12 protein-coding genes are annotated in these 17388 nt (G+C 35.8%); 5 read left to right on the top strand and 7 right to left on the bottom strand.

The genetic code is table 11. From position 1 onward, the window contains the following. Positions 1-10: 10 nt before the first annotated feature. Positions 11-3316: a reprolysin-like metallopeptidase gene (locus tag PSU83_RS13775; RefSeq protein WP_300590129.1), complete on the top strand. Its 3306-nt coding sequence runs from the start codon at positions 11-13 to the stop codon at positions 3314-3316. Between the two features lie 286 nt (positions 3317-3602). Continuing rightward, entirely contained in the window at positions 3603-3770 is a 168-nt protein-coding gene (locus PSU83_RS13770) for a hypothetical protein (RefSeq protein WP_300590128.1), read from the top strand. Positions 3771-3840: 70 nt separating this feature from the next. Here the strand turns inward: PSU83_RS13770 and PSU83_RS13765 are convergent, their stop codons facing one another. The 7 genes from PSU83_RS13765 to PSU83_RS13735 all read right to left on the bottom strand — a co-directional run bounded on the left by PSU83_RS13765 (position 3841) and on the right by PSU83_RS13735 (position 15102). Beyond that, positions 3841-4122 carry a F0F1 ATP synthase subunit epsilon gene (locus tag PSU83_RS13765; protein ID WP_300590127.1) on the bottom strand — a complete coding sequence of 94 codons (282 nt, stop codon included), beginning with the start codon at positions 4120-4122 and terminating at the stop codon, positions 3841-3843. 76 nt (positions 4123-4198) lie between these two features. Beyond that, positions 4199-5710, bottom strand: coding sequence for a F0F1 ATP synthase subunit beta (atpD, locus tag PSU83_RS13760; RefSeq protein WP_300590126.1), 1512 nt, complete (start codon positions 5708-5710; stop codon positions 4199-4201). Positions 5711-5922: 212 nt separating this feature from the next. Beyond that, the gene (locus PSU83_RS13755; protein ID WP_300590125.1) at positions 5923-7482 is read right to left on the bottom strand and encodes a G-D-S-L family lipolytic protein; all 1560 of its coding nucleotides are present in this window, start codon (positions 7480-7482) and stop codon (positions 5923-5925) included. 30 nt (positions 7483-7512) lie between these two features. Continuing rightward, positions 7513-10350: a TonB-dependent receptor gene (locus tag PSU83_RS13750; protein WP_300590124.1), complete on the bottom strand. Its 2838-nt coding sequence runs from the start codon at positions 10348-10350 to the stop codon at positions 7513-7515. A gap of 280 nt (positions 10351-10630) precedes the next feature. Then, on the bottom strand, positions 10631-12481 hold the full coding sequence (glmS, locus tag PSU83_RS13745; RefSeq protein WP_300590123.1) for a glutamine--fructose-6-phosphate transaminase (isomerizing): 1851 nt from the start codon (positions 12479-12481) through the stop codon (positions 10631-10633). 11 nt (positions 12482-12492) lie between these two features. Then, positions 12493-14277 carry a DUF4270 domain-containing protein gene (locus PSU83_RS13740; protein WP_300590122.1) on the bottom strand — a complete coding sequence of 595 codons (1785 nt, stop codon included), beginning with the start codon at positions 14275-14277 and terminating at the stop codon, positions 12493-12495. An 18-nt stretch (positions 14278-14295) separates the two neighbouring features. Then, a complete protein-coding gene (locus PSU83_RS13735) occupies positions 14296-15102 on the bottom strand; it encodes a glycogen/starch synthase (RefSeq protein ID WP_300590121.1) in 807 nt (268 codons plus the stop codon). Between the two features lie 106 nt (positions 15103-15208). On the opposite strand from PSU83_RS13735, the gene panC reads away from it, so the two are divergent. From panC to PSU83_RS13720, 3 genes are read left to right on the top strand one after another with little or no spacing between them, the layout of a single operon-like run. After that, positions 15209-16057, top strand: coding sequence for a pantoate--beta-alanine ligase (panC, locus tag PSU83_RS13730; protein ID WP_300590120.1), 849 nt, complete (start codon positions 15209-15211; stop codon positions 16055-16057). Between the two features lie 14 nt (positions 16058-16071). Beyond that, the gene (gene panD / locus PSU83_RS13725; protein ID WP_300590119.1) at positions 16072-16422 is read left to right on the top strand and encodes an aspartate 1-decarboxylase; all 351 of its coding nucleotides are present in this window, start codon (positions 16072-16074) and stop codon (positions 16420-16422) included. Between the two features lie 3 nt (positions 16423-16425). Further along, the gene (locus PSU83_RS13720; protein ID WP_300590118.1) at positions 16426-17388 is read left to right on the top strand and encodes a lysylphosphatidylglycerol synthase transmembrane domain-containing protein; all 963 of its coding nucleotides are present in this window, start codon (positions 16426-16428) and stop codon (positions 17386-17388) included.

Here is a 17388-nt window from a genome sequence, read left to right as displayed (position 1 = left end):
AAAAAATAAAATGAAAAAAATTTATCTCTTACTGTTTACATTATTGGTAATCAATACTGCTTTTTCCCAATCAAAAAGCATTTGGAAATCAGTAAAAGAATCTGAATTAGCCTCAGCAACCAAAGTGAAAAGGAATTCATTTCCGAGAAATTTTGAATTGTTTCAATTGGATTTAAATGCACTGAAAGCTTCTTTGGCGACAGCTCCGTTGCGAGACAGTAAAGGCAAATCAAAACTGATCATTGAACTTCCAAACGCGGAAGGTCAATTGGAACATTTCAGGGTCGTTGAAACGCCAAGTATGGAATCTGGTTTGGCGGTAAAATACCCAATGATGAAAACGTATGCGGCTCAAGGGATTGAGAACCCAACCGCAGTGGCAAGATTTTCGGTTACGCAATTAGGACTGAATAGTATGACTTTGTCGGGCGAAAAAAGCACGGTTTTTATCGATGCCTATACAGAAGACAGAAACAATTACATAGTTTACAGCAAAAGTTCGTTGACCAAAAACGGAAATGATTTTGCTTGTTTAACGGATCAAGGAGTTAATTTACCTTCTTTAAATGGTGCAAATAGTAAAAATTCAAATGCTACTTTGAGTACGGATGATAAAAAACTGAGAACCTATAGATTGGCTCAGTCTTGTGTTGCGGAATATGGAAATATTTTTGCGGGAGCAGGAAGTGATGCTCAAAAAAGAGCGAACATTCAGGCGCAGATGCTGGCAACGATTACACGTGTAAATGGCGTTTATGAAAAAGATTTAGCAATAACATTAATTTTTATTGCTAACAATGATCAACTTATTTATTACGGAAACGTAAATTCTGACCCTTGGAGTGGTGAGTATAATACCCAAACTGGAATTACGATTGACGGAACTGTAGGTTTTGATAGTTATGATATTGGACACAATTTCAACATTGATGGTGGAGGAAATGCAGGATGTATAGGTTGTGTATGTGGTTCAAATACGGATCCAGCATCGGGAAATCATAAAGGAACCGGAATGACAGGTAGAGATAATCCAACGGGTGATCCTTTTGATATTGATTACGTGGCGCACGAAATGGGACATCAATTTGGTGGTTTTCACGTTCAAAGTAGTTCGGGTTGCCGTTCAGGTAGTGGTTTGACAGAAGTGGAAACCGGTTCTGGTTCTAGCATTATGGGCTATGCAGGTATTTGTCCAGCTGATGTTCAGTCGAGTAGCGATGATTATTTTGGCTATGTAAACATCAGGGATATTTCTGCCAATGTTAAAACTGGAGTCAGTTCTTCGTGTCCAATAATGACCGATTTCATAAATAATCCACCGGTTGCCAATGCTGGAAATGATTATGTTATTCCAAAATCAACTGCATTTATCTTGACTGGAACTGCTTCAGATCCTGATGGCGATGCTATTACCTACAATTGGGAACAAAATGATCCTCAAAACCCGAATTCGGCTTCAGCTCCTGTAGCGACTAGAGCGGCTGGCCCTATGTTTAGAACGCTTCCGGGAACTACTTCTCCAACACGTTATATGCCAAATTTAGGAACAGTTTTAGCTGGAAGTACTTCGAATACTTGGGAAGTTTGCCCATCGGTTGCTAGAGATTTAAATTTTTCGCTTACTGTTAGAGATAATAGAGCAGGAGGCGGACAAACTGCTTCTGATTTAATGAAAGTTACCGTTAATGCAGTGGCTGGACCATTCGTAATTACAGTTCCAAATACAGTGATTTCATGGGGTGCTGGTTCGACACAAAACGTTACTTGGAATGTTGCTGGAACCACAGCGAATGGCGTAAATACCCCTTATGTTGATATTTATCTGTCTACAGATGGCGGAACTTCTTTCCCAATATTGTTGGCGAGTAAAGTTCCGAATGATGGTTCCGAAATAATTGCGGTTCCGAATAATGTTGGTACACAAAATAGAATTATGGTAAAAGGATATGAGAATATTTTTTATGATGTTTCTAATACTAATTTTTCAATTACAGCGCCAACGGCTACTTTTCTTGCCGCATTTAATGGCGTTGCTGGTGAGCAAAACAAACCGATTTGTACAGGATCTTCAGCTATTTATACTATTAATTATACGGCACTTACTGGTTTTTCGGGAACTACATCTTTTAGTGCTACTGGAAATCCAACGGGAAGTACAGTCACGTTTTCACCTTCGAGTATGACTGCAAATGGAGCGATTACCATGACAGTTTCTAATACTACAAGCGCATTGCCTGGATTCTATACTTTGGCGGTTACCGCTTCATCTGGGGCAACTTCTAAAGTAATAAATTATTATTTAGAGTTGTTCAATTCAAATTTCCCAACTATGTCATTGACATCACCTGCAAATCTTGCTACCGGAATTGCTACAACAGCCACGGTTACTTGGGCAGCGAATACGAATGCCTCTTTTTATGATGTGCAATTGGCGAATGATGCCTCCTTTGCAATTGTTTTAAATACGGTCACCACAACAGCAACAAGTTTTACTTTTAGCGGACTGAATCAAGCGAATAATTATTTTTGGCGCGTTTTGCCAAAGAACGTTTCATGTTCAGGAACCTTTAGTGCACCTTTTAAATTTACGACAGGACAATTGAGTTGTGCCGATTTTAATTCGAGTAATATTCCGTTAACGATTTCGGCTACGGGAACACCAACGGTAAATTCAACTTTAAACATACCGTCAGGTGGAACGATTAATAGCATTACTGTTACTATGGATATAACACATACGTGGATAAATGATTTGCGAGCGATTTTGATAAGTCCGGCTGGAACTCAAATTAATTTGTTTACGAATCCGTGTACGAGTGATGACATCCAAAATGTTAGCGCCACTTTTGATGATAATGGAACTGCTGTTGTTTGTGGAGTAGATCCCGGTATCTCAGGAGTTGTTATTCCAGTGCAGGCTTTAAGCGGTTTGGTTGGTCAAAGTTCTACGGGAACATGGACCTTGCGAATTAGAGATATGTTTAATCAGGATGGTGGTGTATTAAACAGTTGGGGTTTAAGCATTTGTACTGTTACCACAGCGCTTGCCGTGAATGAGAATGCTTTAAACAATTTTGTACTGTATCCAAATCCGAATAATGGAACTTTTACAATCCATTTTAATGCAGATGATTCTAGTCCAGTTGATGTTGAGGTTTTTGATTTGCGAGGAAGAGTAGTCTATTCAAAACGCTATGCAAATCAGTCGTTGTTTAACGAGACTATAAATTTAGATGCGATTCAGTCGGCGATTTATTTATTGAAAGTGAAAAACGGAAATCAATCGGTTACTAAGAAAATTGTGATTGACAAATAAGATTACGTATAAGATAGTAAGAAGCCAAATGAAATTCATTTGGCTTTTTTTATAGGATATTTTGAAAAAAAGGTATTTATGTCTGATGTGTTATAGCCCAGATTCCTTCGGCAGTCACTTCGTTCGTGTGCAACGGCATCCTTTTTAGTTTGCTCAGTATGACAAACTAAAAAGATATAGTGGAAAGCTGGATTAGCTTCAAAATAAAAAAATAATGTGTTGCTTGCTTATGTGCTTTTGTGTTTAGAAATTGTATTTTAGTATTTGTAAACGAAAATCAGTAAAGATGAAAAAAGAATTAACCTTATTAATAATTGGGATGGTAGTAGTGATTATTGGCGCATTGTTAAAAATATACCATTCTTATTTTTCAACTTATGTTTTGATAGCAGGTCTCGCTTTAGAAGCTTATGCATTGGGTTCGCTTGTGCTGAAATCGCTTCGAAAAAAATAGCTTAATCTACCAGAATAAAAAAAGCCCAACAGTAATTTGTCGGGCTTCCTTGCTTTATTTTAAAGTGGTTTTAATCGACTAAAACGTTTACTTTATTGTCTTTCATTTCAATAGTTCCTGAATTGATTTCCAATAGGAAGGTTTGTTCATTTACCTTAGTAAATTTATGTTCCACATCTTTTAACATTGTAAAACTTGGTGCTTCAATTTTGATTACACCGTGTTTTAAAATAGAAACTATAGGCGCGTGGTTGTTCAATATTTGGAACGAACCGTCAACACCAGGTAAAGAAACCGAAGTAACTTCGCCTTTGAATAATGTAGCTTCTGGTGATACTATTTCTAAAATCATTTTTTATAATTGATAATTGATAATTGATAATTGATAATGTAAAATCGTCAATTGTTAATTATCCATTGTTAATTGATTATGCTTCTGCTAACAATTTTTGTCCTGCTTCGATAACTTCTTCAATGGTTCCTTTAAGGTTGAAGGCAGATTCTGGCAAGTGATCCAATTCACCATCAATAATCATATTGAATCCTTTGATGGTATCTTTAATATCTACTAATACTCCTTTTAATCCTGTAAATTGCTCAGCAACGTGGAACGGTTGAGACAAGAAACGTTGCACTCTACGTGCTCTTGATACGGCTAATTTATCTTCTTCTGATAACTCTTCCAATCCAAGGATGGCGATGATATCTTGAAGTTGTTTGTATTTTTGAAGTATTTCTTTTACTCTTTGTGCACAATCGTAGTGTTCGTCACCCAAGATAGAAGCAGTAAGAATTCTTGAAGTCGAATCCAATGGATCTACTGCAGGATAAATACCAAGCTCAGCAATTTTACGAGACAATACCGTTGTTGCATCTAAGTGAGCAAAGGTTGTTGCCGGTGCTGGATCCGTTAAATCATCCGCAGGAACGTAAACCGCTTGTACTGATGTGATAGATCCTTTATTTGTAGAGGTAATTCTTTCTTGCATCGCACCCATTTCTGTTGCCAATGTTGGTTGGTAACCCACGGCAGATGGCATACGACCTAAAAGAGCCGAAACCTCAGAACCTGCTTGTGTAAAACGGAAGATATTGTCAACGAAGAAAAGTACGTCTTTACCTTGATCTGAACCTGCACCATCACGGAAATATTCAGCGATAGATAATCCTGATAAAGCTACACGAGCTCTTGCTCCTGGTGGCTCATTCATTTGACCGAAAACGAAAGTAGCTTTTGACTCTCTCATTCCTGGTTTGTCTACTTTAGATAAATCCCATCCTCCATTTTCCATAGAGTGCATGAAATCGTCACCATATTTTATAATTCCTGATTCCAACATCTCACGAAGTAAATCGTTTCCTTCACGGGTTCTTTCACCAACTCCTGCGAATACAGAGAGTCCACCGTGTCCTTTAGCGATGTTGTTAATCAATTCTTGAATCAATACTGTTTTACCAACTCCGGCTCCACCGAACAATCCAATTTTACCTCCTTTTGAGTAGGGCTCAATCAAATCGATTACTTTGATTCCAGTGAATAGAACTTCAGTAGACGTTGATAAATCTTCAAATTTTGGTGCTTGACGGTGAATAGAAATTCCGTTAGCTCCTTCTTTTGGCAAGTTTCCTAATCCATCAATAGCATCACCAATTACATTGAACAAACGTCCGTAAATATCTGGCCCGATTGGCATTTTTATTGGAGCACCTGTAGCTTTTACAGCTGTTCCTCTGCTTAAACCATCAGTTGAGTCCATGGATATAGTACGAACTGTGTTTTCACCGATATGGGATTGCACTTCAAGTACTAAAATTGAACCATTTTTGCTGATGATTTCTAATGAGTCATAGATTTTTGGTAATTCAACATCTTTAGTATCAAATACTACGTCTACTACTGGGCCAATGATTTGCGAAACTTTTCCTATTGCTTGTGACATTACTTATGTATTTATTAAATAGCTATTTAGGTTTGACTAAAACACTTCTTTTTTCAGAGTGCAAAGGTAATTTTTCTATTTGAAAAATCAATGCTTAAATAAATTTTTTTGCTTATTTTTTACATGATTAGCACTAAAAAAATTTTTAACACCCTTGTAAAACAAAAAACCACTCGATAAAGAGTGGTTTTTTAAATTTAAGCTATTGGTTTTTATAAAACTGCAGGATACAATATGCTGTAATTTGCAAAACTTACTCCTTTAAAATTAGAACCGTATTTTAAATTTATAGCTTCTATAAATTTGTTGGCAATCAAGGCATAGCCTCTTGGACTTGGATGAACTCCATCAAGAGAAAATGCTCCACCAGTTACATAAGTTGAAATAAGCGTATAGCCATTTCCTGAAATTCCGCCATTCGCTACTTGAGTTAAAGCGGCATTTGCATCTACAAAGGCTAAGTCATTACTTGTTGCTAAGGCAAGAATTGTTGCGTTATAAGCATCAGTAGCTGTTTTTACTTCTAAAGTTTCGCTTGCTGTTAATGTTGTATTGTCTTGCATTGGATACGATACTCCGACAGTGTTGAATGGTGATGGTGCTCCAGCTTGCGTTGTAGCAATGACACCTCTAGCAGTTAATAAAATATAGTCTCTTGAACTTATGTTATTACTTGCGTGTCTGGCTTGACCGTAAATACTACCTAAATATCCTGCTGTTGTAGCGCCTAAAAGCGGAGTCAATGCATTAGCTATTTGTACAGAAATATTAGGTAATGATTCATCAACAATTAAAAGTGGATTTGATTCAACCGTAGCTGAATTTCCATCATCAGATACTAATGTTACGAAACGTGGTGGTAAACCCGCTCCGGCTAATGCTCCGTTAATACCGCCGAATAGTTGGTTTAATTGACCTGCACTTGCTGGTGGTAACCCTGGAATTGGGTTGGTAGGCACAGTAGTGAAAAATGGAACTGAAGTAACATAAGGAATGTTAGCTACTACTCCTTTAGCTCCATTAGCTGTTAATTGAGTTACTAATCCTGAATAAACGCTTGCAAAAACATTAGGATCGGTAATATCGTTTGATCCATAAGTTGCAGGATTTAAATTCCCAGTTTGATTAACACCTGTTCCTCCCGAAGTTGCATAACCTAAAACGTCATTATTTCCAATCCATAGCGAAAAGAAAGTTGGACTTTGAGCTACTGCATCTGCTATAATAGATGTACCCGGACTAGAAGCAAAACGAATAAAATAAGGGTTAGCTTGTCCTAAAGAAAGGTTAGCAATATTCCCATATCCAGGTGCTAATAAATGAAAACTTTTTGCTCCTGGAACTCCCATATTATTAAAGGGACCAGTTAAAATATTCGTTAATTCAGTTGTTATGGTTCCTGGAACCTGTGCAGGACCACTGCCGTTGAAATACAATCTTGGTCCGAATCCCGGAAGTGGTGCTCCTCCTAATAGAAAGCCACCAATATTATCATTCATAAAAGGAATTTTAAATTCTCCTCCACCAACTAACGCAAATTGTTGTGATAATATATTTGGATAAGAGCCTTCTTGTCCTTTTATAAAAAGTGCGCTATCGGAATACCCAGCAGTTAATGAGTTTCCCAAAGAAACGTATTTGGAAAAATTTGCTGTACCTGCGGTTAAAGGTAAACCATCTGATGAATTTTGATCTATAACTGCTTCATCATCACTGCTACAAGCTACAAAGGTCAGCGAAACCAATAGTAACAATTTGATATTTTTTATCATAATATTTTTAATTTATTTAATATTGATTTTTTATGGAGTAATGGTTAAAGACATAAAGTACTGCTGACCAATAAGTCCAGCTCCGATTACTTGTCCGTATTCTTTACCTCCAATATTTGTTGCTCCAACTTTAAGAATAGATTTCAAAGATTTTATGTTGTAGTTAGCCTGAACATCAATAACAGTTGCTTCAGTAATTACTCCATCTGCAAAAGTAGATTCCCATAAATATTCCGAATTCCAACGTGCACTAACGGAAACGCCTAAATCGCCAATTAATTTATCATTGCTCAAAGTACCTTTCACTCTATGTTTAGGCGTGTTAAAACTTGCTTCAAAATTTGGGTCTTTAGCTTGATCAAAATCAAAAGCTGAATAGTTGTAGTTTCCACTCAATTCAAAATTTTTGTAGATTTTTTTAACAAGTCCTGCACCAAAACCATATGATTTAACTTCCAGATTGGTATTCGTATAAAGCTGGTACTCTCTTGAATCTCTACTTGCAAGTGCTAATGCAGAAGTGTTAGTAGCAATATCAGGATTTGTCGCTGCTGTTCCGTAATATGGTGTGAAAACATTTAAGTTTCCAATGAAATCATTATAAATATTGTAATATCCGTTAATGTCTAATGAAAATCCTTTAATATTCGTTCTGTATCCTAAATCAAAGGCTTTAACTTGTTCTGGTTTAACTAAATTCACATCAGCTTTAACTAACAATGTAGCTGCATTTGCTAGACCTGATGGTGGTCCAGATCTGTAGGCGGCATCAAAAGCTAAATAAGAATCTTTTGTAAATGAATTGTAATAAGCCTCATTTCCTGAGAGTGTTACCGAGTTAGAACCTAATATAGCTTGCCCAGCAGATGAAATTGTAACATCATTCACACCGTCTGTTCTTGTTTCAACAAATCGCGTTAAGTTGTCTGGAGCAGAACCAATTAGCACTCTATTTCCAATATCAAATCCGATATACTGGTCTTGTGTAGTAGGATTTCTAAATCCTGTTTGGAATGAACCTCTAAAGTTGTGATTTTTTTCTTTATCTACAGCGAAAACAAAAGAAATTCTTGGAGAGAAATTCCCGTCGAAATTTTTAGCTTTATCGTACCTTACAGATCCTGTTAATTTTAATCGGTCATCCATAAATTTTTTCTGAATCTGAGAATACACGCCATATTCATTATAATTAATAGTGCTGTTAGCATCCGTATAAATTCGACCGCTAGAGTTCAATTCATAAAGTCTGTACGACCCACCCACTTGTATTTCGGCAGGTTTAAATAAATCTTTAAAGTTGTAATTCGCGTCTGAATGATAAATTCTTGAATTATCCACTAATTTAGAGCCTGTTAATATACTTGGATCAGCAATTACTTGATTAAATGCGTCTTTGAAGGCTTGAGTGCCAGGAACTAATCTTCCAAAATCCGCTCTGCTTCTTGCATAGGCATGTGCAGCTGCTGGGTTCGTACCAACACCAGGAACAAATCCTAACGTAGCATTAGCAAAAGCACCACCGTAGTCAGTAAACCATTGTTTATCCGACTTCCATAATCTGTTAATGTTGATAGCTGTGAAGGTCATGTCATACGATTTTCCGCCATCTTCAGTCGTTGTATACCCTCTTAAGAAGAAGTTTTTACCTTTTAATTCAATTTTATGCTGCTGCATAAAAAAGCCATTCAAATTATATCTGCTTGCTCCTTGATAGACTGAGTTTCCAAAACCAAATTTAGATTGCCAAATTATTTCGATGTCATTTGCCCAAGGCTTAAAGTGCAACGAGAAGTCTACTTTAGCATTTCTAACTTTGCTTTCTGTTAGATCCGTTTCGTTGTAACCTGTTCTTGTTATGTCTTCATTTGGTAAAATATTATAGGCACTACTACCAAAAGGTTGTCGACTTTTAAGATTCAAGACCACTTCATCACCATAAACATTAATACCATTGTATCCATGGTCTGCTCTAGTTCTACCTTTTACTTCAATATCATCATAATTAGTTGCAAACCAATCGGTACCTTTCATAAAGGTAAAATTAGCTTTTGCTGCAAAATGTTTATCGAACGCATGAGCTACTCTTACACCATAATCATAAAAATCGTTTGTTCCAGCTGCTTTTTGATTTGTTTGCCCATATTTTGCATAAGCAGTTACGCCTTGACGTGTCCAAGGATCTTGACTGTTCATGAACAATATTCCATTAAATGCATTCGCTCCATAAAGTGCTGAAGATGCACCGGGTAAAAGCTCTACACTTTGTACATCAATTTCAGAAATTCCAATAAGATTTCCTAAAACAAAATTTAATAACGGCGAAGAATTGTCCATTCCGTCGACTAATTGTAAGAATCTAGTATTTGCAACAGTTGCAAATCCACGAGTATTAATAGATTTGAAAGACAAACTACTCGTGTTCATTTGAACTTCTTTTAGGTTTTCCAATCCATCGTAAAAGGATGGAGCGGCAGCTTTTTTAACGTCTTTCAAGGTAAATCTTTCGATTGTAACTGGGGATTCCCTAATTCTCTCTGGAGCTCTAGAAGCAGAAACTACAATTTCGTCTAGTTGCGTTTCTTCGTCAGTTAGAGAAATACTTAGCTTTTGGTTGTTAGAAATTATGCTGGCTTTTTGTGTTCCGTAGCCAATACTTGAAATTTCAAGATTAAACGGAGGTTTTTTTGTCGTTGACAAAGTAAAATTTCCATCACTATCAGTAATGGTTCCGGCACTGTCACCAGAAACTTTTACATTGGCTCCTGGAACTGGTTGGTTTTTACTGTCTTTTACCGAACCCGATATTGAAGTTTGCGAGAACGTGATGCCGCAAAAAAACAATGAAACGATAAGTAAATAAATCTTCATTTGGTTTTAATTTTGTTGGTTATATGAAGCCAAAATACAAATATTTCTTTTACATTATCAAATAATAGGGGGTATTTTTATTAATAATTTAGTTTTATGTTTTTATAATGATAATATGATATTCGACAGTTTTTTAAGTTTTCATTAACTATTTGGCAATATTGATGTTAAAAATACTATGCGTACATACGAAATGAAAGTTTTATTAAATTAATCATAAAAATCACGACAAAAAAAAGCAGGAAATATCCCTGCTTTTAAACTGTATATTTCGAAAAAATTATTCTACCGTAACCGATTTTGCTAAGTTTCGAGGTTGGTCAACGTTGCACTCACGCATAACTGCAATGTGATAGGACAACAATTGCAACGGAATTGTAGTAATCAATGGCGATAAAGCATCTGATGTTTCTGGAATTTCAATTATATGATCGGCTAAACCTTTTACTTGGGTATCTCCTTTAGTAACAATTGCAATAATTTTTCCGCTTCTTGATTTAATTTCCTGAATGTTACTCACTACTTTGTCATAATGTCCTTGTTTTGGCGCGATAACAATTACGGGCATATGCTCATCAATTAACGCAATGGGACCGTGTTTCATTTCAGCCGCAGGGTAACCTTCGGCATGTATGTATGAAATCTCTTTTAGTTTCAATGCACCTTCCAATGCTACCGGAAAATTATAACCCCTTCCCAGGTATAGACAATTGGTCGCGTCTTTAAATTTGGCTGCTATTTCTTTAGCCATTTCATTGGTTGAGGCTAATGCTTCTGCAACTTTTTCTGGAATAACTTCTAATTCTTGCAAGTATCTGTGTAAGTCTGAATTGGATAAGGTTCCTTTGGCTTGAGCCAAACGCAAAGCAATCATCGTTAATACTGTAATTTGAGTAGTAAATGCTTTGGTGGACGCTACTCCGATTTCTGGACCGGCATGTGTATAAGCTCCGGCGTTAGTTTCTCTCGAAATGGAGGAACCTACAACGTTACAAACACCGAAGACAAATGCGCCTTTCTCTTTCGCCAATTTAATAGCGGCCAAAGTATCAGCAGTTTCTCCTGATTGCGATATTGCAATAACCACGTCATTTTTGTTAATTATTGGATTTCGGTATCTGAATTCAGAAGCATATTCTACTTCAACAGATATTCTTGCAAACTCTTCTATTACATACTCGGCTACTAAGCCAGCATGCCAAGAAGTTCCGCAGGCAACAATGATTATTCTTTCTGCTTGAAGAAATTTTTCAAGATTATCTTCAATACCGGCCATTCGGATAATTCCTTGATTTGCCAAAAGTCTTCCTCTATAGGTATCCTTGATTACATTAGGCTGCTCATAGATTTCTTTCAGCATGAAATGGTCGTAACCCCCTTTTTCGATTTGCTCCAGGTTCATTTGAAGTTCCTGAATGTAAGGATCAACTAATGAGTCGTCTTTAATTTTTCTGATTTTCAATGGTTTGTGAAGTCGTACAATCGCCATTTCTTCGTCTTCCAAATAAATAGCATTTGAAGTATATTCAATAAAAGGAGATGCATCGGAAGCAATGAAAAACTCATCTTCACCTACACCAATCGCGATCGGACTTCCTAATCGGGCAACTATAATTTCGTCTGGATTTTCTTTATCAAAAACACAAATAGCATAAGCGCCAACCACTTGATTTAAGGCAATTTGTACTGCTTTTCCAAGTTTTATATTCTCTTTCTTTTTTACATCTTCAATTAGGTTTACTAAAACTTCCGTATCCGTATCAGAGGTAAAAGTGTAGCCTCTTTTTAATAATTCTTTTTTCAACGGCTCATAATTTTCTATGATTCCATTGTGTATGATTACAATATTTCCTGAATTAGAAACATGTGGATGCGAATTGATATCATTAGGAACGCCGTGAGTTGCCCAACGAGTGTGTCCCATTCCGATAGTTGCTGTAGATGAAGCTATATCTTTAGACTTTTCTTCAAGATCAGAAACCTTTCCTTTAGTCTTTGAGATCATGACTTTATCGCCATCACACAACATGATTCCGGCACTGTCATATCCTCTATATTCTAGTCTCTTTAACCCTTTAATTACAATTGGATACGCTTCTCTAAATCCGATATAGCCAACAATTCCACACATAATATTACGTATTAATTAGGTTTTGTATAATAAATTTGAAGTTTTAATCTTTTTTTATATTCCTGTGTTAAACCTACTGGAACATTCGTTCCGTATAAAATGGTTCCTAGTGGATTCATTACTGACATAGTTGGAGCACCATTAGAGTAACTGTTTGCGGTTTTAAGTTTTGATAGACCAATATTCGCAATGGTTTCTGTTACTGACAATCCAAGACGCACATTAGTTGAATCATTTCTGATTAGATTCCTAATATGATTGGTAATTCTGATTTTGTATTTATACCCTTTTTCGGTTACTATGTCGGTAAGTGGATTCTTCTTTTGCTTGCTTATGCTTCCATCTTCGTTTAAAAGTATTCCGCCAAAAACGTACTTATTTCGTTTATTGTATACACCATCCGCACTAAAATCAAAGCTGTAGTCAACTAAAGTTTTTTTGTTAGTTAAATCATATAGATAAATACGATTTGGCTCAACGGCTTTACTATCACTCATTGCGGGTTTATCAACGTAAAATGTTAGATTAGCTTCATTTATTAACCATCCTTTGAATTTAATTTCATCAATTTCATCTGAAATACCATTTGGAGAATTTACAATAGTATATTTTGGATTCGTCAACGGATCTATCGGAAGATTAGAATTAAAACCTGGATTTAGAGCGTATCCTTTTACATCGGTTGTTCCAAACAAATCTATAATTGCCATAGAACCTTCGCCACCTTTCAAATAAAGTTTTGATGCTTCTTGAGAACTAGTGGCCGCCGTCAAGTATGTAGGATCTTCGTTCGAGTTTTGTAAAAGACTAATGCTGTTTCCGCTAAGGTTTAAAGCGTAAGATTTGCTTACTCTCTCTACTTTGAATTCGTTAACATTAGTTGTGTTTGCATTATCGGGCGTTATTTTATCTTCTTTATAATATAGGGTAATGGCTCCATTTTTGAAATTCAGCATTGCCATATTTCCTGGATTCCCGTTATCTACTTTGAAATATAAACCCCGAAAATAATTTTTAAATAGTGCTTGACTTGATAATGCAGCACTTGGACCATTTACGATTTTGTTATAAAAAACATCTGACCTCAAGTGCAATCGCATTGAAGGAGGAAATCTTGTAAATACTGGTGTTACTCCGTCAGCGTTGTACGTTTTTAAAACATGTTCTTTTTTGTCAAAATAGAACATTTCGTTCTCGTGACCGTCAGCATAAAATTTGTCGTTCAGCAAAACATCAACTTTATTATTCTCAATATCGTTATTTTGATCGGTGTAAAACAATTGCGCTTCATTCAAAGATTGATCTGGATCCAAATCTCTCAAATAATAGCCCGATTCATAAATGCTTAATTTAAATTTAGAAGCGTCAACACCATAAATAGAATCTAATCTGTAAGTACTAATTTCATTAGCTACAGATTTGACCGTTCTGTAATAAGGAACATCCAAAATCACACTGTCAATTGTAGGTAATGCCTGGTACAGTTCTGTATTGGTATTATTGAAGACAGGATTAATTGATGAAAGCTCTACTTGCGTAACAAAGTTAGCCTTTGTAGTACCAAAAGCCGGATTGTTATAAAAACCGAGAGGATTTATGGCTAAATTGTTTGAAGCTATTGGGCCTAATTTCTGATTGAAAGATTTTATTGTTGAAAGCGAATCTACATCAAAACCAAAATGTTCGTCATCAACAATATCGGTTCCCAATTCATTAAAATCTTTATCGCAGGATGTTGCAATAATAATGGTGATTAATCCAAACAAAATCGTGTATAAAAATGATTTTTTATTCATAAAAAGTAACTGTATTTTTTAAGAAAGCATGTTTTTATAAAAGGTAGTATATGCCTCTGCAAATCTATCTTTCGGCGCGAAAGATAAAAAAGGTTTCTCGGAAGATTCTATATATTTTGTTAAACTTGGGGACACATTTTCAGAGGCAATTATGATGCCGTCAGAATGTTTGATTGCTGCTTTAATTAGGTTTTCATAATTTGGCAATTCCAATTCTTGGATAGCTTCTTTCGGAATATTGTCAAAACTTACTTTATTGATCATTTCAGTATCAAGAGTGCCGTCGAAAGATTGTCCGTAAACAGAAGTTACAATCTTCGTTTCCGAAAATAGGGCTTCATCTTTATAATAATGCTTCATATAAATGGGTAACATGCTCGCCATCCAACCATGAACATGAATAATATCGGGAACCCAGTTTAATTTCTTAACCGTTTCAACAACGCCTTTGGCAAAAAATATGGCTCTTTCGTCATTGTCAGGATACATTACGCCCTCTTCATCGCTGAATGTGGCTTTTCTTTTGAAATATTCATCATTGTCTATGAAGTATACCTGTATCCTCTCTTTTGGGATAGAAGCCACCTTGATGATTAACGGCATATCTAAGTCGTTTACGACCAAATTCATTCCCGATAATCGAATAACTTCATGTAATTGATGCCTTCTTTCGTTTATATTTCCATATCTGGGCATAAAAATTCTAATCTGTCCACCTTGATCATTAATCATTTTGGGAACGTCATAAGACATTAAAGAAACCTCATTTTCAGCCAAATACGGCACCACTTCAGATGATACATATAATATCCTCTTATCTTCCATAATCTAATCTACTTTACTTATTGGCATTAAAAAACACGCAAAAGTACAAAAATTTATGCAGTTATTTATGAAAAGGCTAAGTTTGCAACTCATTTAATGAAAGCCAATGCTTGTTTTTAACACTCAAAACGAATTAGTTTCTTATCTAAATTCTGTCTCTAACGAAAAATCGTCTGTTGGCTTTGTGCCTACAATGGGAGCACTTCATGCAGGTCATCTTTCTTTAATCGAAGAATCGATGAAGAATAATAGCGTCACGGTCATCAGTATTTTTGTAAATCCCACGCAGTTTAATAATGCTGAAGATTTGGCGAAGTATCCCAAGACATTAGACGCAGATATAGAAAAGATTAAAACGGTTTCTAATTCGATACTTGTTTTTGCGCCAACTGTAGATGATATTTATGAAGGAAAAACGGTTTCGCAGCATTTTGATTTTGACGGATTGGAAAATCAGATGGAAGGAAAATTTCGTCCTGGACATTTTGACGGAGTAGGAACTGTTGTTAAGCGTCTGTTTGAAATCATAAAACCAACCAACGCTTACTTTGGAGAAAAAGATTTCCAGCAGTTGCAAATCGTCAAAAAAATGGTAGAGAAAAACAAAATTTCGGTTAACGTGATTGGTTGTCCAATTTTTAGAGAATCAAACGGTTTGGCCATGAGTTCACGCAACGAAAGACTAACCGATGTTGAACGAACTGAATCAAACATTATTTACAAAATAATTTCACAAACCAAGGAATTATTTGCAACAAAATCTGCTGCAGAAATTTCAAAATTTGTAACCACTGCTTTCAAAAATCACCCCGATTTTGAATTAGAATACTTTCAAATTGCGGATGAAGCAACGCTATTACCTTGTATTCGAAAAAATAAAAACAAAAAATATCGTGCTTTCATTGCTGTTTTTGTTAACAAAATCAGATTGATTGATACGATTTCATTAAATTAATTTACTTTTACCCCATGCAAATTGAAGTAATAAAATCTAAAATTCACCGTGTTAAAGTTACGGGAGCCGACTTAAATTATGTCGGCAGTATTACCATTGACGAAGCTTTAATGGAAGCTTCTAATCTAATTGAAGGCGAGAAAGTAGCTATCGTCAACATCAATAATGGTGAGCGTTTTGAAACGTATGCAATTAAAGGTCAAAAAAATTCAGGCGAAATTACGCTAAATGGTCCAGCTGCAAGAAGGGTGCAAAAAGGAGATCTCATTATTATAATGTCGTATGCCTTGATGGATTTTGAAGAGGCCAAAGTGTTCAAACCTTGGTTGATTTTTCCGAACGAAACTAATAATTCCTTAACCTAGATTTTGAAAAAACTAATAGGTAAATTATTGACCATTCTTATTCCGCTAGTAATAGGAGTCGGAATTATATACTATCAATTTACTACATTAACTGCAGACGAAATCGCGAAGATAAAAGTCAGCTTTCAAAAGGCAAATTACTATTATATCCTACTGTCGTTAGTAATTGCCTGCACTGGCTATTGGTCTAGAGCGTACCGTTGGAAATATTCGCTAAATCATCTGGGATACCAAACCAAATTTTCAACCAATTTTTTTACCGTTTGCGTTTCGTACCTGGTGAACTTTACCGTACCGCGATCAGGAGAAATCACTCGTGCTGCTTTACTAAAAAAATATGAAAATGTGCCTTTTGACAAAGCGTTCGGAACGATTGTCGCCGAAAGAATTGTGGATTTGCTCATCTTCTTCTTGTTTGTTTTTATTGGATTTTTATTGCAGTTTGATACTATTTATAAGTTCCTTTTAAGCCAAAATGTTTCGTTAGAAAACTTAATTGTTTTTGGAATTATCGGTTCTGTACTGTTCTTAATTTTTATTTTAATTTGGATTTATGCCGAATGGGATCTCATTCTAAAGTTGAAGAAAAAACTTGCGGGTTTGACAGAAGGAATAACAACGGTTTATAAAATGAAAGACAAGTGGAAGTATATTTTTCATTCCTTTTTTATCTGGTTTTCCTACCTGATGATGTTTTATGTGGCGATTTTTGCGCTACCCGAAACTAAAGAGATCACGTTTGACATTGTAATCATGGGCTTTATTTTTGGCAGTCTTGCGGTTGGATTTACCAACGGTGGATTGGGAGCATATCCGTTTTCAATTGCACTGATATTTTCGCTTTACGGAATTACTAAGGATGTTGGTACTGCTTTCGGATGGTTGGTTTGGACCTCTCAAACTACTTTGTCCATTTGCCTCGGATTATTATCCTACCTTTTGTTGCCCATTCTAAATAAGAAATAA

It is taken from the genome of Flavobacterium sp. (assembly GCF_029945805.1).
In the GTDB taxonomy this organism is placed as follows: Bacteria; Bacteroidota; Bacteroidia; order Flavobacteriales; family Flavobacteriaceae; genus Flavobacterium.
Note: the sequence above shows the minus strand (reverse complement) of the source record. Positions and strands in the feature narration are given on the sequence as shown.